Source organism: Alphaproteobacteria bacterium (assembly GCA_020638555.1).
Lineage (GTDB): Bacteria > Pseudomonadota > Alphaproteobacteria > Bin95 > Bin95 > JACKII01.
Genome location: JACKII010000007.1, coordinates 55,656 through 79,621, shown reverse-complemented (window position 1 = coordinate 79,621; position 23,966 = coordinate 55,656). Strand labels below are relative to the sequence as shown.

The following is a 23,966-nucleotide window of genomic DNA, read 5'->3' as shown; positions in this document are numbered from 1 at the left end:
GCGCCCGCCGCCTCAGCGGGCGAGCGCGACGACGAACCGGGCCCCGCCCCGAGGCGACGCTTCGACCGTGATATCGCCGCCATGGGTCAGGACGATGTCGCGGGCAATCGTCAGGCCGAGCCCGACGCCGCCCGTCGCCGCATTGCGCGACTCGTCCAGCCGCACGAACGGCCGGAACACGTCCGCCCTCCGGTCCGCCGGGATGCCGGGTCCGTCGTCATCGACGATGATCCGCACCGTGTTCGTCATGGCGGTGAGGCCGATCCAGCAATGGCCGCCATAGCGCAGCGCATTGCCCACCACATTGCCGATCGCCCGCCGCACCGCGTCCGGCCGCACCCGCAGCATCAAGGGCGCCTCGGTCCCGATCTGCACGTCGACCTGATCGTGGCGGAAGGTGCTGGCAAGGCCGATCACCAGGTCCACCATGTCGACCTCGCGGGTCGGCTCGCTCACCTGGTCGCGGGCAAAATCCAGATAGCCCTGGATCATGCCTTCCATGTCGCCGATATCCTGGCGCAGCCCTTCCTTGTCCACGCCGTCGCCCAGCATCTCCACCTCGATCCGCATCCGGCTGAGCGGCGTGCGCAGATCGTGGCTGATCGCCGCCAGCATTTCGGTCCGCCGCCGCACCTGCCGCTGGATTCGCGCCTTCATGCGCTCGAAGGCCCGGGCGGCGCGGCGGATCTCGTCGGCGCCGCGCTCCTGGATCGACCCCAGATCCTCGCCGCGGCCGAACGCGTCCATGGCGACGGCCAGCCGCCGCACCGGCACCACCTGCTTCCAGAGGAAAAACGCCGCCAGCCCCAACACCAGCAAGGCCGTGCCCAGCACCCAGGCCAGAAAAACGAAGGTCGTGGAGGTCGAAACCTGCTTGATCGGAAAGCGGCAATCCAGACGGCCGCGTTCGGTTTCGAAACTCAGATGCAGGTCGTCGCCGAACACCCCTTCGGTCCGGTGCGGATTGTTCGGCAGCGCCCCGTTCAGCGCCCGGTCGAGCGCGGTGATGGTCGGCCGTCGCCACAGGGCCGGGTTCTCGAAGTCGCGCTCCTGGCCATGCGGCACACAGCGCACCTGGGTCGTGCGCTCCAGCAGGATCGCGATATCGGCGGGCAGACCGCCCGCTTCGAAGGACTGGACCAGAAAGGCGATCTCGCCGGTCGTGCCATAGATCAGCCGGCGCTGCACCGTTTCCCAATGGCGTTCGAAAAAGAACCAGGTCGCGATGCTGAACAACAGGATGACCGGGACCGCCACCATCAACAACGAGCGGCGGAACAGGTCCCGGGGCATCACGTCCCGCAGCCTGAGCCGGCCCAGGCGGGGTTTCCCGCTCATGCCAGCGGACGCCCGGCCAGGCGATAGCCGACGCCGCGCACGGTTTGCAGCCAGCTGGGATTGCGGGGGTCGGCTTCCATCTTCTTGCGCAACCGCGCCACCTGCACGTCCACCGCCCGCCAGGTCGTGCCGTCGCCCAGGGCGTCGGCCAGGTCGTCGCGGCTGACCTCGTCGCCCAGCCGACCGGCCAGATAGCGCAACAGGCGCTGTTCCTGGGGCGTGAGCAAAACCCGCTTGCCGTCCTGCGTGAGCAGGCCCGTCGCCACCTCGAACACCAGGTCGCCCAGCGCCAGGCGCTCCGGTTCCTGCGCCGCCGGCGGACGGGGCGCCTCCCCGGCGGGTTCGCGCCGCCGCAGGGTGCGCTCGATGCGCAGCAGCAGTTCGCGCGGGTCGAACGGCTTGGCGATATAGTCCTCGGCCCCGGTGGTCAGGCCGCGCACCCGGTCCCCCGGCGCATCCAGGGCGGTGATCAGCAGCACCGGCGGGCCGTTCGGGTCCTGTGCCAACTCCTCCGCCAGCACCAGCCCGCTTTCGCCCGGCATCATGATGTCGAGCACCACCAGGTCGAAGCTCAACGAGGCCAGCTTGGCCCTGGCATCGGCCGAGTCATGGGCGGCCAGCGCCAGATAGCCCGCATTGGTCAGGTATCGGCAGAGCAGGTTTGCCAGCCGCCGGTCGTCGTCGACGACAAAAATGTGGGCGGCCTCGTCCTGCATGGCGCGGCCGTCAGGCCGGCGCGGCGGGCTGCACCGCCGCCAGCGCCCCGCCGAGCCGCACCGGCTCGATACCGCAGGCGAGCCCGTTCGCGGCCACGCGCACCAGGCAGCCGCAAAGCGTCGCCTCCCCTTCCGCCGGCGTCAGCCGTTCGGACGGCAGCTTGCGGGTGAAGCGATGCAGCGCCGGGCCCGTCTTCATGCCGATGATCGAGCGGTAGTCGCCGGTCATGCCGGCATCGCTCTGATAGGCGGTGCCGCCGGCCAGCAGGTGATGGTCGGCGGTCGGCACATGCGTGTGCGTGCCGATCACGGCGCTGACCCGCCCGTCCAGATGGTGGCCCATGGCCATTTTCTCGCTGGTCGCCTCGCCGTGCACGTCGACGAAAATGGCGTCGACCGCGCCGCCCAGCGGCGCCTGGGCCAGAATCCGGTCGATCCCGGCAAAGGGATCGTCCATGGCGTCCATGAACAGGCGCAGCATCAGATTGGCCACCAGCACGCGCTTGCCGGTGCGCCCGGCCGCCAGCCGAACCCCGTGCCCCGGCGTGCCCGACGGATAGTTGAGCGGGCGCAGCAGCCGCGGCTCGGAATCGATGAAGCCCAGAATGTCCTTCTGGTCCCAGACATGGTTGCCGGTGGTGATCACATCGACGCCCAGGTCGAACAACTGGCTGCAAATCGCCGGCGTGATGCCGAAGCCATGGGCGGAATTCTCGCCGTTCACGATCACCAGTTCCGGCGCGTGCGCGGCGATCAGGCCGGGCAGATGCGCCGCCACCGCGTCGCGGCCGCTGCGCCCCACGACATCGCCGACGAACAGCAGGGAAAAGGCGGCCGGGGAATGCACTGAGGCAGAGGTCATTCAACACACCAAACCCCGCCGCACCCGGAATGACGGGCGGCGGGCCGAACGGAAACGATGCGGAAGCCGCTATGGCCGCTGGCGAGAACAAGCTCCTGGGTCCGTATCACTACGGTGGGAGTCACGTGCCGTGACCACGATCGCGGCAGCGGCGACTCCCGGGTCCAGAAGGCTATCGACCCCGGGGCTTTGCGTGCCTGGCGCGCCAAGCAGCCTCCGCTCGCCTATCTAGTCGTCGTCCGGGTTCGAGGCAAGCGCCGCCAATGTCGCCGACAGCCCGGAAAGCCGCCCGGCCATGCCGTCGGCCCAGGCGCGCAAGGCGCGATTGTCCGCCTCAGCCCGCGCCAGCGTCTCCCGCAGGGCCCGGTTGTCGGCCTGGGCGCTTTCCAGGTCCCGTCGCAGCGCGGCGGCGTCCGAATCGGGCGCCCGCTTCGGCAGGGCGGCCCCGTCCGCGCCATTGCCGCGCTTCACCGCCTGCAACTCGTCCAGCAGGCCGATGGCGGCGATCACCAACATCTGCCGCTCCTCCGCACCGGGCGCGCCACCGCTCAACGTCTGGACGCGGGAATCCAGGGCCGCCGCCATGTCGGTCAGATGATCTTCCTGGCCCGCCGCACATCGCAGGGTATACCGCCTTGTGCCGACCGAAAACGAAACGTCGGGCATATTCGCCTTCTTAGGAGGAAAACAGGCTATGAAATGAGACAACACGTCATCCTGCCATGCTTGACGCATGAGGGGAAGGCGGTCATGTTCCGCGCGCGCTAGCGGGGCCGCGCCTCGCGGCCAGGAAACCCGCATTCCGCCTTTCAACACGCCCCAACGGAGTCCGAACCAGCCCATGGCGCAGGACCCTCTTCGCGACGCCGACACCCTCCACCGCATGGCGAACGCCATCCGTGCGCTCTCCATGGATGCGGTGCAGGCGGCCAATAGCGGCCATCCCGGCATGCCCATGGGCATGGCCGACGCGGCCACCGTGCTCTGGACCCAGTTCCTGAAACACGACCCCGCCAACCCGCGCTGGCACGACCGCGACCGCTTCGTGCTGTCGGCCGGCCACGGCTCGATGCTGCTCTACAGCCTGCTCTATCTGACGGGCTACGAGGACTGCACGCTCGACGCCCTGAAGCAATTCCGTCAGTTGGACGCGCCCACCGCCGGCCACCCGGAATACGGCCATCTGGCCGGGATCGAGACCACCACCGGCCCGCTGGGCCAGGGGCTGGCCAACGCCGTCGGCATGGCCATGGCCGAGCGCCATCTGCGCGCCGAATACGGCGCCGGCCTGGTCGACCACCATATCTATGCCATCGCCGGCGACGGCTGCCTGATGGAAGGCATCAGCCACGAGGCCGCCAGCCTGGCCGGGCATCAAAAGCTCGGCCGGCTGATCGTGCTGTTCGACGACAACGGCATCTGCATCGACGGCCCGACCAGCATGACCGTCGGCGACGACCACACCCAGCGCTTCCTCGCCTATGGCTGGCATGTGGAGAGCGTGGACGGCCACGACATGGCCGCGGTCGCGGCGGCGATCCAGGCGGCCAAAGCCGACGCCCGCCCCTCGCTGATCCGCTGCAAGACCACGATCGGCTTCGGCGCGCCCACCAAGGCCGGCACCGCCGCCACCCACGGCGCGCCGCTGGGCAAAGACGAAATCGAAGGCGCGCGCAAGGCGCTCGGCTGGCCCTATGCGCCGTTCGAGATGCCGGCGGACGTGCTGGACGCCTGGCGCCAGACCGGCCAGCGCGGCGCGGCCGACCGCACCGCCTGGAACGGCCGCCTCGACGCCTCCGAGCGCAAGATGGAGTTTCTGGCCCGCATGGATGGCGTGGTCAACGCCTCCATCGACGCCCGCATCCACGAGATCAAGACGGCCATGCGCGAATCCGGCAAGGGGCCGGCCACCCGCGCCGCCTCGCAGACCGTGCTGGAGACGCTGGCCGACGCCTGCCCCTGGATGGTGGGCGGCTCGGCCGACCTGACGGGCTCGAACAACACCAAGGCCGGCGTGCAGGGGCCGATGACGCCGGACAACCCGGCCGGCCGCTATGTCTATTGGGGCGTGCGCGAGCACGGCATGGCCGCGGCCATGAACGGCATGGCGCTGCACGGCGGCGTCATCCCCTATGGCGGCACCTTCCTGGTGTTCAGCGACTACAACCGCCCGTCGATCCGGCTGGCGGCCCTGATGGGCATCCGTGTCATTCACGTGCTGACCCATGACAGCATCGGCCTCGGCGAAGACGGCCCGACGCACCAGCCGGTGGAGCATCTGGCCGCCCTGCGCGCCATCCCGAACCTGCTGGTGATGCGCCCGGCCGACGCCATCGAAACGGCGGAGTGCTGGCAGATCGCGCTGGAGCACACGCACACCCCCAGCGCCATCGCCCTCACCCGGCAGAATCTGCCGCTGCTGCGCACCGAGGCGGACACGGTCAACCGCAGCCGCGCCGGCGCCTATGTCCTGGCCGACGCCGCCGACGGCCAGCCGGCGGTCACGCTGGTCGCCAGCGGCTCCGAGGTGGAAATCGCCATGGACGCCCGCGCGGCGCTGGCAGCCGACGGCATCGCCGCCCGCGTCGTCTCCATGCCCTGCATGGAGTTGTTCGCGGCCCAGGACGAGGCCGAACGCGCCGCGGTGCTGCCGCCGGACGTGCCCGTGATCGCGGTCGAGGCCGCCATCGGCCAGGGCTGGGATCGCTGGACCGGCGCTGCCGAAAACTTCGTCGGCATGACCGGCTTCGGCGCCTCCGCCCCCTACAAACAGCTGTACGAGCGCTTTGGCATTACCGCAAAAGCGGTAACGGAACGTGCCAAACGGGCGCTTGGCCGCTAAGTTACGGTATTCGATTGAACGACGGCCGCCCGCCATGCGACGGGACGGCCCTTAAAGGAGACAGATGACCATGGCCATTCGGGTTGCAATCAACGGCTTCGGCCGCATCGGCCGCATGGTGTTCCGTGCCGCGATGGAGTCGAACCGCACCGACCTGGAATTCGTCGCGATCAACGATCTGGGCTCGCCGAAGGCCAATGCCCACCTGCTGAAATACGACTCCGTGCACGGCCGCCTGAACCAGGATGTGAGCGTCGACGGCGACACGATCCGCGTCGGCGACCGCGCCGTGAAGGTCTATGCCGAGCGCGACCCGAAAAACCTGCCCTGGGGCGAGCTGGGTATCGACGTGGTGATGGAATGCACCGGCATCTTCACCAAACGCGAGCAGGCCGCCATGCACCTGGAGGCCGGCGCGAAGAAGGTGCTGATTTCCGCGCCCGCCACCGGCGCCGACCTGACCGTGGTCTATGGCGTGAACCACGACAAGATCGCGCCCGAGCACACGGTGATCTCGAACGCCTCCTGCACCACCAACTGCCTGGCTCCGGTCGCCCACGTCCTGAACCAGGCCATCGGCATCGAGCGTGGCTACATGACCACGATCCACGCCTATACCGGCGACCAGAAGCTGCACGACAACCTGCACAGCGACATGCGCCGCGCCCGTGCCGGCGCGCTCAGCCTGATCCCGACCTCCACCGGTGCCGCCCGCGCCGTGGGCGAGGTGCTGCCGGAGCTGAAGGGCAAGCTGGACGGCACCGCCATCCGCGTGCCGACCGCCAATGTCTCGGTCGTCGACCTGAAATTCGTGCCGTCCCGCGCCACCACGGTGGACGAGATCAACGACGCGATCCGCAATGCCGCCTCGAACCAACTGGCGGGCGTGCTGGGCGTCAATGACGAGGAACTGGTCTCCTGCGACTTCAACCACAACACCTATTCCAGCGTGTTCGACCTGACCCAGACCCAGACGGTCGAGGGCACGCTGGTGCGCGTGCTGTCCTGGTATGACAACGAATGGGGCTTCTCCAACCGCATGTTGGACACGGCCGCCGTCTATGGTCGCGCCTAGGCGCCGCTGAGAGGAGACACCCACGCCATGAAGACCACGCAGAAAGTCCGCAAAATCCTCTCCTATTACGAGAGCGACAATCCCGGCACCAAGGCGAACCTCGCCCGCATCCTGATGCAGGGCAAGCTCGGCGGCACCGGCAAGGTGGTGATCCTGCCGGTGGACCAGGGCTTCGAGCACGGGCCGGCGCGCAGCTTCGCGCCGAACCCGGTCGGCTATGACCCGCACTACCACTTCCAGTTGGCGCTGGACGCCGGCCTTTCGGCCTATGCGGCACCGCTCGGCATGATCGAGGCGGGCGCGGATACCTATGCCGGCCAGATCCCGACCATCCTGAAGGTGAACAGTGCCAACAGCCTGGCCCGCATGAAGGACCAGGCGATCACCGGCTCGGTTTCGGACGCGCTGCGCCTCGGCTGCTCCGCCATCGGCTTCACCATCTATCCGGGCTCGGACGACCAGTTCGAGATGATGGAAGAAATCCGCGAAATGGCGGAAGAGGCCAAGTCGGTCGGCCTGGCCGTCGTGGTGTGGTCCTATCCGCGCGGCGGCGACCTGACCAAGGAGGCCGAAACCGCGGTCGACATCTGCGCCTATGCCGCGCACATGGCGGCATTGCTGGGCGCCCACATCATCAAGGTGAAGCCGCCGACGGCGGCCATCGGTCTGGAGGCGGCCCGCAAGGCCTATGCCGACATCGACACCTCGACGCTCACCAAGCGCATCGAGCACGTGGTGCAGTCCTGCTTCAACGGCCGGCGCCTGGTGGTGTTCTCGGGCGGCGAGGCGAAGGGCCTGGACGGCATTCTGGGCGAGATCCGCGAGATCGCCGCCGGCGGTGCCACCGGCTCGATCATCGGCCGCAACACCTTCCAGCGTCCGCGCGACGAGGCGATTGCGATGCTGAACCAGATCATCGACATCTACAAGGGCCGCGGCTGAGGCAGCCGCCCCCTCTCCTCGGCGTCATTGCGAGCGCAGTGAAGCAATCCAGACCGGCCGCTCACCCGGTCGCCTCCTGTCCTGGATTGCTTCGTCGGCCCTGCCTTCTCGCAAAGACGCCGCCGGTTGGTTAGGCAAAGGACCCGCGCCGTGGTCGAAGACGACCGCTTTCTCTACCTGATCTCGCCGGAGTCGGTCACGACGCCGGAGGCCCTGGACGCGTTCGCGCCGAAGCTGGAGGAGGCGCTCGCCACCGACCAGGTCGCGGCGTTCCAGTTGCGGCTGAAAGGCGTCTCCGACGACTGGATCGCCACCGCGGTGCGGCGCCTGCTGCCGCTCTGCCGCGCCCGCGACGTCGCCTTCATCCTGAACGACCGGCCCGACCTCGCCGTCGCGCTGGATTGCGACGGCGCCCATGTCTCGGCGGACGAGGACATGCCCATCGCCAAGGCGCGGGAAATCCTGGGCGAGGACCGCATCCTGGGCGCCACCTGCCGCGACAGCCGCCATATGGCGTTCGAGGCGGGCGAAGACGGCGCCGACTATGTCGCCTTCGGCGCCTTCTTCCCCAGCACCAGCAAGGCCGCCAAGAGCCGCGTGACGCCAGACATGCTGGAATGGTGGAGCGAGATCGCGGTGCTGCCGTCGGTCGCCATCGGCGGCATCACGGCCGAGAATTGCGGCCCGATCTACAAGGCCGGCGCCGACTATATCTGCGTCATCTCCGCTGTCTGGGACCATCCGGCCGGCCCCGCCGCCGGCGTGCAAGCCCTGGTCGACGCCTGCCAGGCCGCCTGAAACCGCTGCACCCCGGCCGCTGCGGAGCGGCGCTCCGCAGCGGCCGGGGAACGCGCCTACCCCATGAACTCGCGGATGATGCGCTCGCGGTCCTGGTCCACGTCCGGCGCGGTCGGGCGATGGCCGTTGTCCTCGAAGCCCGAGAGCTTGATCGGGTTGCCGGCCACCTTCATCTCGCCGAAGGTCGGGTCGTCCACGGTCACCAGCATCTGCCGCGGCCCCATCTGCGGGTGCTGCATGATGTCGGCGACATTGTTGATCTTCGAGGCCGGAATGCCCGCCTCGTCCAGCTGCGGCAGCCATTCCGCCGTATCGCGGGTCATCAGCACCTGTTCGATCATCTCGCCCAGCACCTCGTGGTGCTCGGTACGGCTGCCGTTCGAGGCGAAGCGCGGGTCCGTCTTCAGGTCCTGGCGGCCGATAATGTCACAGAAACGCTCGTACATGACATTGTTGCCGGCGGCGATGATCATGTGGCTGTCCTTGGTCTTGAAGACCTGGAACGGCGTGATCGACGGATGCCGCCCGCCGAGCGGCCCCGGCACCTCGCCCGTCGCCGCATAGCGCGCAATCGCGTTCTCCATCAGCGAGACCTGGCAATCCAGCATGGAGACATCCACTTTCCGCGCGGCACCGGTCACCGCCCGGTCGTAGAGCGCCGAGACGATGCCGATGGTGGTGAACAGGCCCGCGCCCAGATCGCCGATGGACAGGCCGACGCGCGTCGGCTCCGCGTTCGGGCCGGGCTGGCCGGTGATGCTCATAATGCCGCCCATGGCCTGCACCACCATGTCATAGGCGGGCCGTTTCGCGTGCGGACCGGTGTGGCCGAAGCCGCTGCACGCCGCATAGACCAGGTTCGGGAATTTCGGGTGCAGATCCTCCCAGCCATAGCCCAGCTTTTCCATGGTGCCGGGGCGGAAATTCTCGATCACCAGGTCGGCCTTGGCCAGCAGCGCCTCGAAAATCGTCCGGTCGCCCTCGTCCTTCAGGTTGAGCGCGATGCTCTCCTTGCCGCGGTTGACGCTGATGAAATAGGCGGACTTGCCCTCCTTGAACGGCCCGTAATGGCGGGCATCGTCGCCGGTGCCGGGGGTTTCCACCTTGATCACCCGCGCGCCCAGTTCGGCCAGCAGCATGGTGGAATACGGCCCCGCCAGCACGCGGGTCAGGTCGATAACGGTGATGCCGGAGAGCGGTCCTTGCGCCATGAAGCGGTTCCTGCGGATTGGAGTGAAAGCCTGGATCAAGCCGCAACCTAGAAAAGCCGGCGGCGTTGGTCACGCGTTTTGTCGCCGAAACGGTCGGCGGCGGGCCTAGCCCGGTCCGCGTGCGTCGCGCCCTTGCCCTGCGGGATCGGATGGCCAAGGATCGACACCCGTCTCGGCCATCGGTGAGCAAAGCCCCATGACCTATTCCCTCGTCGCCCGCGATCCCGCCTCCGGCGCGCTGGGCGTTGCCGTCGCCAGCCGCTTCTTCGCCGTCGGCGCCATCGTCCCCTGGGTGCGGGGCGGCGTCGGTGCCGTCGCCAGCCAGGCGTTCCCGAACCCGACCTACGGGGTCGATGCGCTCCGCCTGCTGGCGGACGGCGCCGCGCCCGAGGCCATCGTCACCGCCTGCATGGAGCGCGACACAGGTCACCCGCACCGGCAATTGCACCTGGTCGACGCCCGGGGGCGGACCGCCGCCTTCACCGGCCTGCAGTGCATCGACTGGGCCGGCCACGCAGAGGGCGATGGCGTCTCCGTCGCCGGCAACATGCTGGCGGGGCCCAAAGTGGTGGCCGAGGCCCTGCGCGCCTACCGGGCCGCCCTGGACCGGCCGTTTGCCGAACGCCTGCTGCTCGCCCTCCAGGCCGGCGAGGACGCGGGCGGCGACAAGCGCGGCCGGCAGTCGGCCGCGCTGGTGATCCATCGCGATCAGGATTATCCCTGGCTCGACATCCGTGCCGACGACCATGCCGACCCGATAGCGGAACTGCGGCGCCTCTACGCGGTCGCCCAAGAGCGCTTCCTGATCATGGCCGAGGCCATGCCGACGCGCGAGAACCCGCACGGCCTGGCGGACCGCAGCGGCATCGACGCGCGCATTGCCCGCCTGGAAGAGGACCGCCGCCGCCACGGCGAGACCACCGCCTCCCACATGTGGAACCGGCCCTAGAGCCCCACATCGCACCGCACCCGCAAAACAAAATCCCCTAGGCTTTTCAAAGCACTAGGGGATTGTATTGGTGGAGCCAAGGGGAGTCGAACCCCTGACCTCTTGAATGCCATTCAAGCGCTCTCCCAACTGAGCTATGGCCCCGGTAACTCTCGGTTTCCGGCCGGCGGGTGGGGCCGCCGGCGGTGTGGAAGCGGGTGTTTAGCTGTCTTCGTCGTCGCCGTCAACATCAATAACGACGTCTTCGATGCCATCGTCGTCATCGTCCAGATCGTCGCCGTCGTCGATCAACGTGTCGTCGTCGTCGAGCCCGACCTCGTCCAGGTCCAGATCGTCGTCCTCGGCCTCCGGCTTGGCCGCGGCGGCGGCCACGGGCGCCGCCACGACCTCCGCCAGCGGGCGATGGCGCACGAACGCTTCCGGCCCATGCACATTGCCGCAGGCCGGGCAGACGATCGGGTCACGGGCCAGATCGTAGAAGCGCTCGCCACAGGCGACGCACGTGCGCTTGGTGCCGCGCTTCGCTTGCGCTGTGCTCATGCGTTCATCCTTTGCTCAATCGGTGAAGTGGGCAGCGCCATTGCCAGAAAGGCCAGACAGTGTCAAAGACTAATAAACACCTGCGCGCAATCGCGCCCCATTTTCTCCGACAATTCCCGAACCGAGTATTCATGGCCACCGCCACCAACCCTCTTCGCGGCCCGCTGTTCGCCGCGCCGTCCGCCGTTCCGCTCACCGGCCGCGTGCGCGTGCCCGGCGACAAGTCGATCTCGCACCGCGCGCTGATGCTGGGGGGGCTGGCGATCGGCGAAACCCGCGTCACCGGCCTGCTGGAGGGCGAGGATGTGCTGGCGACCGCGGCCGCCATGCGGATGCTCGGCGCCGAGGTCGAGCGCCTGACCGACGGTAGTTGGCGCGTGCACGGCACCGGCGTCGGCGGCCTGGCCGAGCCGGACAACGTGCTCGACATGGGCAATGCCGGCACCGGCGCGCGCCTGCTGATGGGCCTGCTGGCCAGCCATCCGCTCACCGCCTTCCTGACCGGCGACGCCTCGCTCCGCCGCCGCCCCATGGCCCGCGTCACGACGCCGCTCGCCCTATGTGGCGCCCGATTCGTCGGGCGCGAGGGCGGCCGCCTGCCGCTCGCCGTCGTGGGCGCGCGCGAGCCGGTGGCGATCGACTACCGCCTGCCCGTGGCCTCGGCCCAGGTGAAGTCGGCCATCCTTCTGGCCGGCCTGAACGCCGCCGGCACCACCCGCGTGATCGAGCCGGAAGCGACCCGCGACCACACCGAGCGCATGATGCGCCATTTCGGCGCGAGCGTGACCCGCGGCGAGGAAAAGAGCGAGGGCGTGATCGAACTGGCCGGCGAGGCCGTGCTGCGCGGCGCCGATGTGCTGGTGCCGGCCGATCCCTCGTCCGCGGCCTTCCCCATGGCGGCGGCGCTGCTGGTGCCGGGCTCGGACGTGACCTGCACCGATCTCTGCCTCAACCCCGGCCGCATCGGCCTGATCGAGACGCTGCGCGAAATGGGCGCCGACCTCACCATCGAGAACGCGCGCGAGCAGAATGGCGAGCCCGTCGGCGACGTGCGCGTGCGCCATGGCAGGCTCAAGGGCGTGACCGTGCCGGCGGAGCGCGCGCCCAGCATGATCGACGAATACCCGGTGCTGGCCGCCATCGCCGCCGTGGCCGAGGGCAAGACCCACATGCCCGGCATCGGCGAATTGCGGGTGAAGGAGAGCGACCGGCTCGACGCCGTTGCTCGTGGCCTGGAGGCCTGCGGCGTGCGGGTCAGCGCCGATGCCGACAGCCTGACGGTCGCGGGCGGCGAGGCCGTGCGGGGCAACGGCCGGAGCGGCACCGCGATTCGCACCGACCTGGACCACCGCATCGCCATGGCCTTCGCCGTGCTGGGCCTCGCCGCCCGCGATGGCGTCCGCGTCGACGACGCCGCCCCCATCGCGACCAGCTTCCCCGACTTCGTGCCGCTGATGCAGCGCCTGGGCGCCGATCTCCGCGTCGGCGGGGAGAGCGGCAGGGAGACCGGCGCGTGATCGTCGCCATCGACGGCCCCGCCGGCGCCGGCAAGGGAACGCTCGGCAAGCGGCTGGCGGCGGACCTGGGCTATGCCCACCTCGACACCGGCTTGCTCTACCGCGCCGTGGGCGCCCGGCTGCTGGCCGATGGCGTGAGCGACCCGACCGAGCAACAGGCCACGGCCGTCGCCCGCGCGCTGACGCCGGACGACCTCGCCGATCCCCGGGGGCTGCGCAACGAGCGGGTCGGCGCGGCGGCCTCGAAAGTGGCCGCGTTTCCGGGGGTTCGCGACGCGCTGTTCGCCTTCCAGCGGGCGTTTGCGACCCATCCGCCGGACGGGGCCGCCGGCGCGGTTCTCGACGGCCGCGACATCGGCACGGTGATCTGTCCGGACGCCGACCTGAAGCTCTATCTGACCGCCAGCCCGGCCGCCCGCGCGCGCCGACGATTCGAAGAGTTGCAGGCGGCGGGCGACAGGCGTATATACGCCGACATCCTCAAGGACGTTGAGGATCGAGACCAACGGGACAGCGCGCGGGCGACCGCTCCGCTGCGTCCGGCTATAGATGCTGTCGTGATCGATACGACCGATAAGGACGCCGCGACAGTCTATGCGATTGCCATGGATTGTGTGCGGCGGCTAGTTCGGCCCCGATCGGACGGCGAAAACGGAGATACGCCGCTGCGGTGACCGCTATTGCGCGGCCGCCGCTACCACCCCTCTAACCAGTTTGTTTCGGAGTTAAGTGCGCGCCTATGGCTGACACGATGGAAATGGTTCCCGCCGGCGAGGATTTCGCCGCGCTTCTGGAAGAGAGTCTCCAGGAGCAAAGCAGTTTCGAAGGGACCGTCGTCAAGGGAACCGTCGTTTCCATTGAAAACGACATGGCCCTGATCGACGTCGGGCTGAAGTCCGAAGGCCGCGTGCCGCTGAAGGAGTTCGCCGGACCCGGCCAGGATCCGGAACTGCGCGTCGGCGACACCGTCGACATCTATGTCGAGCGGTTGGAAGACAAGAATGGCGAGGCCGTTCTCTCCCGCGACAAGGCCCGGCGCGAGGAAGCCTGGCTCCAGCTGGAGCGCGCGTTCAACGACAGCGAGAAGGTCAAGGGCGTCATCTTCGGCCGGGTCAAGGGCGGCTTCACCGTCGATCTGGCCGGCGCCGTGGCCTTCCTGCCCGGCAGCCAGGTGGATATCCGCCCCGTGCGCGATATCACGCCGCTGATGGGCACGCCGCAGCCGTTCCAGATCCTGAAAATGGACCGCAACCGCGGCAATATCGTCGTCTCGCGCCGCGCCGTGCTGGAAGAGACCCGCGCCGAGGCCCGCAACGAGCTGGTGGCCAACCTCAAGGAAGGCCAGGTGCTGAACGGCGTCGTCAAGAACATCACCGACTACGGTGCGTTCATCGACCTGGGCGGCGTCGACGGCCTGCTGCACGTCACCGACATCGCCTGGAAGCGCATCAACCACCCGTCCGAGGCGCTGAGCATCGGCCAGTCGGTCGAGGTGCAGGTGATCCGCTTCAACCCGGAAACCCAGCGCATCAGCCTCGGCATGAAGCAGCTCATGGCCGACCCCTGGGACGGCATCGAGGCGAAATACCCGGTCGGCACCCAGTTCATGGGCCGCGTCACCAACATCACCGACTACGGCGCCTTCGTCGAGCTGGAGCCGGGCGTCGAGGGTCTGGTGCACGTCTCCGAGATGTCCTGGACCAAGAAAAACGTCCACCCCGGCAAGATCGTCGCCACCTCCCAGGAGGTCGAGGTCCGCATCCTGGACGTGGATCCGGTCAAGCGCCGCATCTCGCTCGGCATCAAGCAGACCATCGAAAACCCGTGGATCACCTTCGCCCGCGAATACCCGGCCGGCACCGAGCTGGAAGGCGAGGTCAAGAACATCACCGAATTCGGTCTGTTCGTCGGCCTGCCGGGCGATATCGACGGCATGGTCCACCTGTCCGACATCTCGTGGGAACGCTCCGGCGAGGATGCCGCCAGCGAGTTCAACCGCGGCGACATGGTCAAGGTGAAGGTGCTCGACGTCGACACCGAGAAGGAGCGCATCTCGCTCGGCATCAAGCAACTCAGTGACGATCCGTTCACCAGCGCGCTGAAGTCCGCCGACAATCTGCGTCGCGGCTCGATCATCACCGGCACCGTCACCCAGGTGAACGACGGCGGCGTCGAACTGGCGATCGAGGGCGATCTGGTCGGCTTCATCCGCCGCTCCGACCTGGCGCGCGAGCGCTCGGAGCAGCGGCCGGACCGCTTTGCCATCGGCGAGAAGGTCGATGCCAAGGTGACCCAGGTCGACAAGGCGTCGCGCCGCATCTCGCTCTCCATCAAGGCGCTGGAGATCGAGGAAGAGAAGGAAGCGATGGCGCAGTACGGCTCGTCCGACAGCGGCGCCTCGCTGGGCGACATTCTGGGCGCAGCGCTGCGCAACCGCCAGAACAACGAGGACGCGTAGCCGCAAGGCTGCGCCCCTCGGCGTCCGCCCGGACCGGCCCGTTTTAGGACTGCCCCAGGTCATGGGATGGACACCCGACCCTAACGGCACGGCCGACCGCATGGTCGACCGTCGCCGCCTCAAACGCCAGGTTGTGCTGTGGCGCAGCCTGGCGTTGGTCGTTGTCACCGTGCTGGCCACGCTGCTCGCCATGCGCCTTGCCGGCGACGACAGCAGCGGCGCCTTTGCCAAAGGCCCGCACATCGCCCGGCTCTCCATCGCCGGCGTCATCCAGACCGACCAATCCCTGCTCGACCGCATCGACCGCCTGACGCGCGACGGCACCGTTCGCGCGGTGCTGCTGCATATCGACAGCCCCGGCGGCACCTATGCCGGCGCGGAAGCGCTCTATGGCGCGCTCCGGCAACTGGCCGCGGCGAAGCCGGTGGTGGCGGTGATGGACGGCGTCGCGGCCTCGGGCGGCTATATGGCGGCGGTGGCGACCGATCATATCGTCGCCCGTGCCGGCACGATCACCGGCTCGGTCGGGGTGATCATGCAGATGCCGCGGCTGAAAGGCCTGCTCGATTCTCTCGGCATCCAGGTGGAGGAAGTCCGCAGCGGACCGCTGAAGGCCACCCCCTCCCCGTTCGAAACGCCGGACGAACCGGCCCGGGCCGCCACCCGCGCCCTTATCGACGACCTGTTCCGGCAATTTCTGACCATCGTCACCTCCCGCCGCCCCCTGGCGGAGCCAACGCTGGAGCAGGTGCGCACAGGCCGCGTCTTCACCGGCCGGCAGGCGTTGCCGCTCGGCCTGATCGACGCTATCGGCGGCGAGGCCGAAGCCCGGCATTGGCTGGCGAGCGAACACGGCATTGCCGCCGACCTGCCGGTTCGCAACGTCGACAGCGACGGTACGGACGATTGGGTGCGTGAAGCCCTCAAACGCCTGGGCGCCGGTTCGCTGTTGCGCATTCAGGGAAGCGTTGACGGCCCCTGGGTCATTTGGCACCCTTCTCTCTAGACCAATTTAACGTCTTTGACGTTAACATCTGGATTTCCCTCGGATGCAGACACACATACGGACTAGAGTACGACATTCGGGCCCGCGTTCAGCGGTTCCCCGAGGTCGATAATGTGTGAATTGGAGCATGGGCCGTGACCAAATCCGAGCTGATCCAGAGAATCGCCGAGCGCAACCCGCACCTCTATCTGCGCGACGTGGAGCGCATTGTCGGCACGATCTTCGAAGAGATCACGGAGGCGCTCGTCACCGGCAATCGGGTTGAATTGCGGGGGTTCGGCGCCTTTTCGGTGCGCCATCGCGACGCCCGCACCGGCCGCAATCCCCGCACCGGCGAGGCGGTGGACGTTGTGGCCAAGCAAATGCCGTTCTTCAAATGCGGCAAGGAACTGCGCGAGCGCCTGAACGGCGACTGATCCGTCCGCGTCCACCCTGCCTTCCGGCTGCGGCGATAAAGTGGTGCCATCGTCGGGCGCCTTTGCGTAAGGTGCCCGCCACCGATTGAGACGACCCGCAAGTTCAGGGAAGGTCCCCCATGCGCCGGATCACACGCTTTTTCGCCTGGGCGCTCGGCATTGTGTTGGGCGTGGCCGCGTTGCTGTTTGCCATCGAATCCCGCGAAACCGTGACGCTGGCGCTCTGGGGCATTCCGGATAGGCTGGAAGTGTCGCTGTTCACCGCCGTGCTCGGCTTCTGGGTGATCGGCTTTTTCTGCGGCGCCATCGTCATGTGGTTCTGCCACGGCGACAGCCGCCGCCTGGGCCGCGCCTACCAGATGGAGGCCGCCGAGACCCGGCGCGAAAACGACAAGCTGAAACGGGACCTCGCCGCCATGCGCGAGGCCGCCGATGCCGCCGACCTGGCGCGCGCGCCGGCGCTCGGCCCCGCCAACAGCAACCGGCAGCAGACCCTGCTGCCGGGCCGCACCGGCTGAACTGCGGAGCCCCGCCATGGCCAAAGCCCCGGTCTTCGTCGCCCTCGACACCACCGACCTCGCGCAAGCGGAGGCGTGGGCCGCGGCCGTCGCGCCGCATCTGGCCGGGGTCAAGATCGGCCTGGAATTCTTCTACGCCCACGGTGCGGCGGGGGCGCAGCGGGTCGCCGCGCACACGCCCCTGTTTCTGGACCTGAAGCTGCACGACATCCCGAACACCGTCGCCGGCGGCCTGCGGGCGGTGCTGGGCCATTTGCAGCCGCGCTATATCAACATTCATGCCGGCGGCGGGCCGGCGATGATCCGCGCCGCGGCCGATGCCGTCGCCACGGCGAGTCCCGCCACCCGCTTGCTGGCGGTGACCGTGCTCACCAGCCTGGACGATGCCGATCTCGCCGCCGTCGGCCAGCAGGGCCCCGCTGCCGAGCAAGTGCTGCGCCTCGCCCGCCTTGCCCGGGCGAACGGCGCCCACGGCGTCGTCTGCTCGCCGGCGGAGGTCGCGATGCTGCGCGCCGAGATCGGGCCGGATTTCGACCTGGTCGTCCCCGGCATCCGCCCGGCCGGCGCCGCGGTCCAGGACCAGAAGCGGGTCATGACCCCGCCCGACGCCATCGCCGCCGGCGCCACCGCGCTCGTCATCGGCCGCCCGATCACCGGCGCCCCCGATCCGGCCGAGGCCGCGCGGCAGATTGCGGCCTCGCTGGCGGCCTAGCATGCCGGTCCGGGCGAAAATCTGCGGCCTGAACACGGCAGAAAGCGTGGCGGCCGCGCTGGAGCATGGCGCGGCCTGGATCGGGCTCATGTTCTTCCCCCCCTCGCCGCGCTTCGTCGCGCTTGACCGGGCCGCTGGCCTCAGCGCCCAGGCGGCCGGCCGGGCCGGCCGGGTCGGCGTGTTCGTGGCGCCGGAGGACGCGCTGCTGGAGGAAACGCTGGCCGCGGTGGCCCTCGACGCGATCCAACTGCACGGCAAGGAGCCGCCGGAGCGCGTCGCAGAGGTGAAGGCCCGCTTTGGCCTGCCGGTCTGGAAGGCCGTTTCCATTGCCGAACCGGCGGATTTGGCGACCGCCCGCCGATACTGCGAGACCGCAGACCGGCTACTGTTCGACGCCAAGCCGCCGAAGGGCAGCAAGCTGCCGGGCGGCAACGCCGTCGCCTTCGACTGGCGCCTGCTGGCGGGCAGCGAATGGCCGCTGCCCTGGCTGCTTTCCGGCGGCCTGCACGCGGGCAATGTGGCCGAGGCGGTGCGGCTCACCGGTGCCGCGGCGGTGGATGTTTCCTCCGGCGTCGAGAGTGCGCCGGGGCAGAAAGACCCCGCGCGCATCCGCGCCTTTCTTGACGCGGTGGCGGCAATCTAGTTTATCCGGCTCTTTCCTTCCCTGAACGCGAGGGATCGGGACCGATGCCCGACATGCTCAATTCCTTCCGCTCCGGCCCGGACGAAAACGGCCGTTTCGGGATTTTCGGCGGCCGCTATGTCGCCGAAACGCTGATGCCGCTGATCCTGGAAGTGGAGCAGGCCTTCCGCGCCGCCCAGAACGACCCGGAGTTCTGGCGCCTGTGGGACTATTACGCCAAGCACTATGTCGGCCGCCCCTCGCCGCTGTATTTCGCCGAGCGCATGACCGCCCATCTCGGCGGCGCCAAGATCTATTTCAAGCGGGACGAGCTGAACCACACCGGCAGCCACAAGGCCAACAACGTGCTGGGCCAGGTGCTTTTGGCCAAGCGCATGGGCAAGACCCGGATCATCGCCGAGACCGGCGCCGGCCAGCACGGCGTCGCCACCGCCACCTTCTGCGCCCTGTTCGATCTGCCTTGCGTCGTCTATATGGGCGCGGTCGACGTGGAGCGGCAAAAGCCCAACGTCTTCCGCATGAAGCTGTTGGGGGCCGAAGTGGTGCCGGTCACCAGCGGCTCGGCCACGCTGAAAGACGCCATGAACGACGCGCTGCGCGACTGGGTCGCCAATGTCGATGATACCTATTACGTGATCGGCACCGCCGCCGGCCCGCACCCCTATCCGGAAATGGTGCGCGAGTTCCAGTCGATCATCGGCCGCGAGGCGAAGGAACAGATCCTGGAAGCCGAAGGCCGCCTGCCGGATACGCTGGTCGCCTGCATCGGCGGCGGCTCCAACGCCATCGGCCTGTTCCACCCCTTCCTGGACGATGCCGGCGTCGCCTGCATCGGCGCCGAGGCGGCCGGCCGCGGCGTCGAGACCGGCGAGCATGCCGCCGCCATCACTGGCGGCTCGCCCGGCGTGCTGCACGGCAACCGCACCTATCTGTTGCAGAACGAGGACGGCCAGATCCAGGAGGCGCACTCCATCTCCGCCGGCCTCGACTATCCCGGCATCGGGCCGGAGCATTCCTGGCTCGCCGACCAGGGCCGGGTGCAATACGTGCCCGTCACCGACCGCGAGGCGCTGGACGCCTTCCAGCTCTGCTCGAAGATCGAGGGCATCATCCCGGCGCTGGAGCCGGCGCACGCGCTGGCCCATGTCTGCAAGATCGCGCCGGACCTGCCCGAGGATCATCTGATCGTCATGAATATGTGCGGCCGCGGCGACAAGGACGTGTTCAGCGTCGCCGATGCCCTGGGAGTAACCCTATGAGCCGGCTCGCCAAACGCTTCGCCGACCTGAAATCGGCCGGCAGGACCGGTTTCGTCGGCTATATCTCCGCCGGCGATCCGGACGGCGAGACCTCGTTCGCGATCCTGAAGGGCCTGCCAGGGGCGGGCGTCGACGTGATCGAGTTGGGCGTGCCCTTCACCGACCCCGCCGCCGACGGCCCGGCCGTCCAGGCCGCCGGCCAGCGGGCGCTGAAGGCCGGCATCAGCCTGCGCAAGGTGCTGGCCATGGTCCGCCGGTTCCGCGAGCAGGACCAGGAAACGCCCATCGTGCTGATGGGCTATTTCAACCCGATCTACATCTATGGCTGCGAGGCGTTCTCCCGCGATGCCGCCGCCGCCGGCGTCGACGGCCTCATCACCGTCGACCTGCCGCCGGAGGAGGACGCGGAGCTGCGCGAGCCCGCAACCGCGGCCGGGCTCGACATCATCCGCCTGACCGCCCCCACCACCGACGACGCCCGCCTGCCCAAAGTGGTCGGCACCGCCAGCGGTTTCATCTACCATGTCAGCATCACCGGCATCACCGGCACCAAATCGCCGACGGTCGAGACGCTGCGGCCCGTGATGGAGCGGTTGCGCCGCCACACCGACCTGCCCATCGCCATCGGCTTCGGCGTCAAGACACCGGAGCAGGCGCGCGAGATCGGCGCGCTGGGCGACGCGGTCGTGGTCGGCTCCGCCATCGTCAACGCCGTGGCCGCAAAACTGGACGCGGACGGCAAGGCCCAGCCGGGCCTGGTGGATCATGTCCTGGCCCTGGTCCGCCAACTGGCCGACGGCGCCCACGGGGCCTGACGCCTCACCGCTTTCCCGGACGCGGCGCCGGGATCTCCGGCGGCGGCTGGCCCTTTGGGAGATCCCGGCGCTGCGGCCGGGAAAGCGAGCCCGTGTTCGGGCTGCAACACCACACTGTCCCACCGCCGCGGCGGACCGGGGCCTTGCCATGACGCCGAAAGGGTTGGCGTTTCCGCCATGACCTCCCCTCCTTCCCTCGCCGCCCCCTCCCTCGCCACTCTCGACCCGGTCGAGCCGTTCGACCCGATCGTGCAGCGCCTCGGCCGCCTGCATCCCAAGGTCATCGACCTGACGCTGGAGCGGCTGCAACGCCTGCTGGCCCGCCTCGGCCACCCGGAGACCGATCTGCCGCCGGTGATCCACGTCGCCGGCACCAACGGCAAGGGCTCCACCGTCGCCTTCCTGCGCGCCATGCTGGAGGCGGCGGGGCACCGGGTGCATGTGCTGACCTCGCCCCACCTGATCGCGTTCACCGAGCGCATCCGCCTCGCCGGCACGCCGATTGCCGAGCCCTATCTGGTGGAGTTGCTGGAGGAATGCGAGGCCGCCAATGGCGAGGCGCCCATCACCTTTTTCGAGATGGCCATGGCCGCGGCCACCCTGGCCTTCGCCCGCACTCCCGCGGACTATCTGCTGCTGGAGGTCGGCCTCGGCGGCCGCTACGACGCCACCAATGTGATTCCGCGGACCGCGGTCAGCGTCGTCACGCCCATCGGCCTCGACCATCGCGAATTCCTGGGCGACACGCTGGCCCGGATCGCCGGCGAGAAAGCCGGCATCCTGAAGCCCGCCACCCCCGCCGTGTTCGCGCCGCAGCCGCCGGAGGCCCTGGCGGTGCTGCGGGCCGAAGCCGCCGCCCTGGACGCACCGACCGCCGAGCACGGCCGCAATTGGCAGGCCGAGCCCTTGCCCGGCGGCGGCTTCCGCTATCGCAGCCAAGCCCTGGACTGGGCCTTGCCGGCCCCGGCGCTGGCGGGCCGCCACCAGATCGCCAACGCCGGCACCGCCATCGCCACGCTGGAGGCCTTGCACCCAACCGGCTTCGACCGGGAGTCCGTCGCCCGCGGCCTGCAACGGGCCGAATGGCCGGCACGGCTGCAACGGCTCGCCGGCGACAGTGTCCTCGCGCGCATGGCCGCGCCGGCCGGTCCGATCTGGATCGACGGCGCCCACAACCCGGCCGCCGCCCGGGTGCTGGCGGACGAACTCGCCACCTGGCCTGCCAGGCCGGTGCTGGTGATGGGAGCGCTCGCCAACAAGGACTATCGCGGCATGCTGGCGCTGCTGGCGCCCGCGGTCGACCGCCTGATCGCCGTGCCGGTGCCGCGCTCCGGCGCCGGCCTCGCGCCCGAGACCCTGGCAGACGCCGCCCGCGCCGCCGGCCTGCCCGCCGAGGCCGCCGACGACCTGCCCCAGGGCACTGGGCGCGCGCCGGCGCCAGCGGCGAGGCACGACCGGTGTTGATTGCCGGCTCGCTCTACCTCGCCGGCGCGGCGCTGGGGCTCAACGGCGGACTCTGAACCGCGACCGGGTCCACAGCGCCAGCAGGCCGACGCCCAGCAGCCCCGCCGCTGCCGGTTCGGATGCCTGCGTGCTGCCGTCGTTCAGGGCCACGAGACTGAAAACGCCGCCGTTCTGGCTCAGGTCGTACTGGAAGCCGCTGCCCAGACCGCTCACCTCGAACTGGGTTCCGGTCAGGTCCAACGTCCCGCCGACATTGAGAAAGTCGAATCCGTCGAGCGCCAGGGGCGAGAAGCCGTTCAGGAACTGGAACTCGATCGTTCCGCCCGCCAGGGTCGCATCGCCCGAGACGTTCAGCACGTCGAACTCCCCGGCGCCGGTGCCGGCGATCTCGATCAGCAGCGTGCCCATCAACAGGTCGAAGTCGCCGTTGACCGTCAGGGTGCCGGGAGAGTTGCCGGGCGCCACCGTGCCGCCGTCGACGATGAGGTTGGCATTGATGGTCCCGTCGCCGTTCAATACGCCACCGGTGCCGGCATAGACATTGGTCGCGTTGATGGTCGCGCCATCGCGCACGGTCAGGGTGCCGGTGCCTGGCCCGCCGCCGCCAACCTCCGACGAACCGACATAGACGCCGTCCAGCGCGTTCAGCTCCGAGCCCGCGCCTTCGACGACGACGGTGCCGATGCCCGCGGCGGGGCGCCCGAAATCGGCGAAGGCCGCGCCGATAAAGACATCGCCGTCGCTGCTGCCCATGGCGTTGATCTTGCCGCCGCTGGTGACATGCACCGTGCCGGTCGCGCCGACCCGGCCGACATCGAGGCGGCCGACGTCGCCGTTAATGTTGAGGGTGGCGCCATCCTCTACGGTCAGGATGCCGTTGCCGCTATCGCGCCCCACCACCACCGTGCTGAACGCCGTGCTGGACAGCGTGACCGTGGTTCCGGCGCCCGTGATCGTGGCGATGCCATTGGCGCTGTCGCGCCCGACATCCAGATTGCTGTTGTCGCCATCGAGCGCGACGCTGGCGCCATTCTCGATGGTCAGGAGGCCGTTGCCGCTATCGCGCCCCACCTGCACCGCGCTGTTTGCCATGGTGGACAACGTCACCGCGGTTCCGGTACCCGAAAACGTCACCTCGCCGTTGGTGTTATCGCTGCCGATGAGGATGAAGGCGCCGCCCGCCTGACCGTCGAGGGTCAGGGTGGAGTTCTCGACGGTGAGCACACCGGTGTTGCCGGAGCCGGATTGGCCCACATGCACCACAGCGACATCGTCCGCATGGTTCGACGTGGAGGTCAGTTTGACACTGCTGCCATTCCGCACGTCGACCGTGCCCTGGGCGCCACCGCGGGCGATGTGAAACGACGCTCCGGTGCCGGAGACCTGAATCGTGCTCGCATCGACGGTGAGGCTTCCGGGTCCGCCGTCGCGCCCGACCATGAGGACTTCGCCATACGTGGCTTGGGAGCCCGGCGTCCCGACCGAGTCGATGATCGACAGCGACGAGCCGTTGTTCAGCGTCAGGCTGCCGCCGCCATCGCGCCCAACCTGGACGCCGGCGGAAAAATCGGCGCCGCTGTCCACGGTCAGAGACAGGCTGCTGGCGTCGAACACGGCATCGCCGCTCGACCCCACCCGGCGCCCGACGGCGAAGAACGGTTGCCCGGTCATGAGGATCTGACCGCCATTGCTGGCGCTGAGAGCGCCGGTGCCATTGTTGCCGATCTTGACCTCGTTGTAGGTGTCGGCCGCACCGGTGGCGAGGGTGCCGTCGTTCAACATGAGTGTGCCGGTGCTATTCACCGTCGAACCGATATGAACCACCGTTCCCAGGACGGTACTGCCGCCATTGATTGTCAAGGACCCGACCGCCGGCGCCATCGGG

22 protein-coding genes, 1 tRNA gene and 1 pseudogene are annotated in these 23,966 nt (G+C 69.0%); 16 read left to right on the top strand and 8 right to left on the bottom strand.

Translation table 11 applies throughout. The features are described 5' to 3' along the window. Positions 1-12: 12 nt before the first annotated feature. The 4 genes from H6844_19575 to H6844_19560 all read right to left on the bottom strand — a co-directional run bounded on the left by H6844_19575 (position 13) and on the right by H6844_19560 (position 3,582). The gene (locus tag H6844_19575; protein MCB9931602.1) at positions 13-1,338 is read right to left on the bottom strand and encodes a HAMP domain-containing protein; all 1,326 of its coding nucleotides are present in this window, start codon (positions 1,336-1,338) and stop codon (positions 13-15) included. Next, positions 1,335-2,054, bottom strand: a complete 720-nt coding sequence (locus tag H6844_19570) for a response regulator transcription factor (protein ID MCB9931601.1) — start codon at positions 2,052-2,054, stop codon at positions 1,335-1,337. Before H6844_19570 ends, H6844_19575 begins: the two co-directional genes overlap by 4 nt. A gap of 10 nt (positions 2,055-2,064) precedes the next feature. Beyond that, the gene (locus tag H6844_19565) at positions 2,065-2,916 is read right to left on the bottom strand and encodes a YmdB family metallophosphoesterase (protein ID MCB9931600.1); all 852 of its coding nucleotides are present in this window, start codon (positions 2,914-2,916) and stop codon (positions 2,065-2,067) included. Between the two features lie 228 nt (positions 2,917-3,144). Continuing rightward, the gene (locus H6844_19560) at positions 3,145-3,582 is read right to left on the bottom strand and encodes a cell division protein ZapA (protein ID MCB9931599.1); all 438 of its coding nucleotides are present in this window, start codon (positions 3,580-3,582) and stop codon (positions 3,145-3,147) included. A gap of 175 nt (positions 3,583-3,757) precedes the next feature. On the opposite strand from H6844_19560, the gene tkt reads away from it, so the two are divergent. The 4 genes from tkt to thiE all read left to right on the top strand — a co-directional run bounded on the left by tkt (position 3,758) and on the right by thiE (position 8,573). Next, positions 3,758-5,758 (top strand): transketolase, encoded by a 2,001-nt coding sequence (gene tkt, locus H6844_19555; protein MCB9931598.1) that lies wholly within the window; start codon positions 3,758-3,760, stop codon positions 5,756-5,758. Positions 5,759-5,828: 70 nt separating this feature from the next. Next, entirely contained in the window at positions 5,829-6,833 is a 1,005-nt protein-coding gene (gene gap / locus H6844_19550; protein ID MCB9931597.1) for a type I glyceraldehyde-3-phosphate dehydrogenase, read from the top strand. A 27-nt stretch (positions 6,834-6,860) separates the two neighbouring features. After that, the gene (locus H6844_19545; protein ID MCB9931596.1) at positions 6,861-7,775 is read left to right on the top strand and encodes a class I fructose-bisphosphate aldolase; all 915 of its coding nucleotides are present in this window, start codon (positions 6,861-6,863) and stop codon (positions 7,773-7,775) included. Between the two features lie 150 nt (positions 7,776-7,925). Continuing rightward, positions 7,926-8,573 (top strand): thiamine phosphate synthase, encoded by a 648-nt coding sequence (gene thiE, locus H6844_19540; protein ID MCB9931595.1) that lies wholly within the window; start codon positions 7,926-7,928, stop codon positions 8,571-8,573. A gap of 56 nt (positions 8,574-8,629) precedes the next feature. Here the strand turns inward: thiE and H6844_19535 are convergent, their stop codons facing one another. Further along, positions 8,630-9,784 (bottom strand): CoA transferase, encoded by a 1,155-nt coding sequence (locus tag H6844_19535; GenBank protein ID MCB9931594.1) that lies wholly within the window; start codon positions 9,782-9,784, stop codon positions 8,630-8,632. A 196-nt stretch (positions 9,785-9,980) separates the two neighbouring features. On the opposite strand from H6844_19535, the gene H6844_19530 reads away from it, so the two are divergent. After that, positions 9,981-10,733 (top strand): DUF1028 domain-containing protein, encoded by a 753-nt coding sequence (locus H6844_19530; protein MCB9931593.1) that lies wholly within the window; start codon positions 9,981-9,983, stop codon positions 10,731-10,733. A gap of 68 nt (positions 10,734-10,801) precedes the next feature. On the opposite strand, the gene H6844_19525 is transcribed toward H6844_19530, so the two are convergent. Next, positions 10,802-10,877, bottom strand: a tRNA-Ala gene (locus tag H6844_19525). A gap of 57 nt (positions 10,878-10,934) precedes the next feature. Further along, positions 10,935-11,273, bottom strand: coding sequence for an FYDLN acid domain-containing protein (locus H6844_19520; GenBank protein ID MCB9931592.1), 339 nt, complete (start codon positions 11,271-11,273; stop codon positions 10,935-10,937). 131 nt (positions 11,274-11,404) lie between these two features. On the opposite strand from H6844_19520, the gene aroA reads away from it, so the two are divergent. From aroA to H6844_19465, 11 genes and pseudogenes are all read left to right on the top strand, one after another. Beyond that, positions 11,405-12,790 (top strand): 3-phosphoshikimate 1-carboxyvinyltransferase, encoded by a 1,386-nt coding sequence (gene aroA / locus H6844_19515; GenBank protein MCB9931591.1) that lies wholly within the window; start codon positions 11,405-11,407, stop codon positions 12,788-12,790. Next, on the top strand, positions 12,787-13,464 hold the full coding sequence (locus H6844_19510; GenBank protein ID MCB9931590.1) for a (d)CMP kinase: 678 nt from the start codon (positions 12,787-12,789) through the stop codon (positions 13,462-13,464). Before aroA ends, H6844_19510 begins: the two co-directional genes overlap by 4 nt. A gap of 65 nt (positions 13,465-13,529) precedes the next feature. Next, entirely contained in the window at positions 13,530-15,248 is a 1,719-nt protein-coding gene (rpsA, locus tag H6844_19505) for a 30S ribosomal protein S1 (protein ID MCB9931589.1), read from the top strand. A gap of 61 nt (positions 15,249-15,309) precedes the next feature. Then, positions 15,310-16,254, top strand: coding sequence for a signal peptide peptidase SppA (sppA, locus tag H6844_19500; protein ID MCB9931588.1), 945 nt, complete (start codon positions 15,310-15,312; stop codon positions 16,252-16,254). A gap of 134 nt (positions 16,255-16,388) precedes the next feature. Next, positions 16,389-16,670, top strand: coding sequence for an integration host factor subunit beta (locus H6844_19495; protein MCB9931587.1), 282 nt, complete (start codon positions 16,389-16,391; stop codon positions 16,668-16,670). A gap of 119 nt (positions 16,671-16,789) precedes the next feature. Then, the gene (locus H6844_19490) at positions 16,790-17,188 is read left to right on the top strand and encodes a hypothetical protein (protein MCB9931586.1); all 399 of its coding nucleotides are present in this window, start codon (positions 16,790-16,792) and stop codon (positions 17,186-17,188) included. Positions 17,189-17,204: 16 nt separating this feature from the next. Continuing rightward, positions 17,205-17,900, top strand: coding sequence for an orotidine-5'-phosphate decarboxylase (gene pyrF, locus H6844_19485; protein ID MCB9931585.1), 696 nt, complete (start codon positions 17,205-17,207; stop codon positions 17,898-17,900). Position 17,901: 1 nt separating this feature from the next. Continuing rightward, a complete protein-coding gene (locus H6844_19480) occupies positions 17,902-18,543 on the top strand; it encodes a phosphoribosylanthranilate isomerase (GenBank protein MCB9931584.1) in 642 nt (213 codons plus the stop codon). Positions 18,544-18,587: 44 nt separating this feature from the next. Beyond that, the gene (gene trpB / locus H6844_19475) at positions 18,588-19,802 is read left to right on the top strand and encodes a tryptophan synthase subunit beta (protein MCB9931583.1); all 1,215 of its coding nucleotides are present in this window, start codon (positions 18,588-18,590) and stop codon (positions 19,800-19,802) included. Beyond that, complete coding sequence (locus tag H6844_19470; protein ID MCB9931582.1) at positions 19,799-20,617, top strand: tryptophan synthase subunit alpha; 819 nt, start codon at positions 19,799-19,801, stop codon at positions 20,615-20,617. The genes trpB and H6844_19470 overlap by 4 nt, the downstream gene beginning before the upstream one ends. 177 nt (positions 20,618-20,794) lie before the next feature. Further along, positions 20,795-22,137 (top strand): annotated as a pseudogene (locus H6844_19465) (bifunctional folylpolyglutamate synthase/dihydrofolate synthase). On the opposite strand, the gene H6844_19460 reads toward H6844_19465, so the two are convergent. Next, entirely contained in the window at positions 22,121-23,962 is a 1,842-nt protein-coding gene (locus H6844_19460) for a hypothetical protein (protein ID MCB9931581.1), read from the bottom strand. The pseudogene H6844_19465 and the gene H6844_19460 sit on opposite strands and share 17 nt — an antisense overlap. Positions 23,963-23,966 lie beyond the last annotated feature (4 nt).

Bases quoted from the DNA above. Each gene is read 5' to 3' on its own strand.
- H6844_19575 (MCB9931602.1), bottom strand. From the start codon at position 1,338: ATGAGCGGGAAACCCCGCCTGGGCCGGCTCAGGCTGCGGGACGTGATG.
- H6844_19570 (MCB9931601.1), bottom strand. From the start codon at position 2,054: ATGCAGGACGAGGCCGCCCACATTTTTGTCGTCGACGACGACCGGCGG.
- H6844_19565 (MCB9931600.1), bottom strand. From the start codon at position 2,916: ATGACCTCTGCCTCAGTGCATTCCCCGGCCGCCTTTTCCCTGCTGTTC.
- H6844_19560 (MCB9931599.1), bottom strand. From the start codon at position 3,582: ATGCCCGACGTTTCGTTTTCGGTCGGCACAAGGCGGTATACCCTGCGA.
- tkt (MCB9931598.1), top strand. From the start codon at position 3,758: ATGGCGCAGGACCCTCTTCGCGACGCCGACACCCTCCACCGCATGGCG.
- gap (MCB9931597.1), top strand. From the start codon at position 5,829: ATGGCCATTCGGGTTGCAATCAACGGCTTCGGCCGCATCGGCCGCATG.
- H6844_19545 (MCB9931596.1), top strand. From the start codon at position 6,861: ATGAAGACCACGCAGAAAGTCCGCAAAATCCTCTCCTATTACGAGAGC.
- H6844_19535 (MCB9931594.1), bottom strand. From the start codon at position 9,784: ATGGCGCAAGGACCGCTCTCCGGCATCACCGTTATCGACCTGACCCGC.
- H6844_19530 (MCB9931593.1), top strand. From the start codon at position 9,981: ATGACCTATTCCCTCGTCGCCCGCGATCCCGCCTCCGGCGCGCTGGGC.
- H6844_19520 (MCB9931592.1), bottom strand. From the start codon at position 11,273: ATGAGCACAGCGCAAGCGAAGCGCGGCACCAAGCGCACGTGCGTCGCC.
- aroA (MCB9931591.1), top strand. From the start codon at position 11,405: ATGGCCACCGCCACCAACCCTCTTCGCGGCCCGCTGTTCGCCGCGCCG.
- rpsA (MCB9931589.1), top strand. From the start codon at position 13,530: ATGGCTGACACGATGGAAATGGTTCCCGCCGGCGAGGATTTCGCCGCG.
- sppA (MCB9931588.1), top strand. From the start codon at position 15,310: ATGGGATGGACACCCGACCCTAACGGCACGGCCGACCGCATGGTCGAC.
- H6844_19490 (MCB9931586.1), top strand. From the start codon at position 16,790: ATGCGCCGGATCACACGCTTTTTCGCCTGGGCGCTCGGCATTGTGTTG.
- pyrF (MCB9931585.1), top strand. From the start codon at position 17,205: ATGGCCAAAGCCCCGGTCTTCGTCGCCCTCGACACCACCGACCTCGCG.
- H6844_19480 (MCB9931584.1), top strand. From the start codon at position 17,902: ATGCCGGTCCGGGCGAAAATCTGCGGCCTGAACACGGCAGAAAGCGTG.
- trpB (MCB9931583.1), top strand. From the start codon at position 18,588: ATGCCCGACATGCTCAATTCCTTCCGCTCCGGCCCGGACGAAAACGGC.
- H6844_19470 (MCB9931582.1), top strand. From the start codon at position 19,799: ATGAGCCGGCTCGCCAAACGCTTCGCCGACCTGAAATCGGCCGGCAGG.
- H6844_19460 (MCB9931581.1), bottom strand. From the start codon at position 23,962: ATGGCGCCGGCGGTCGGGTCCTTGACAATCAATGGCGGCAGTACCGTC.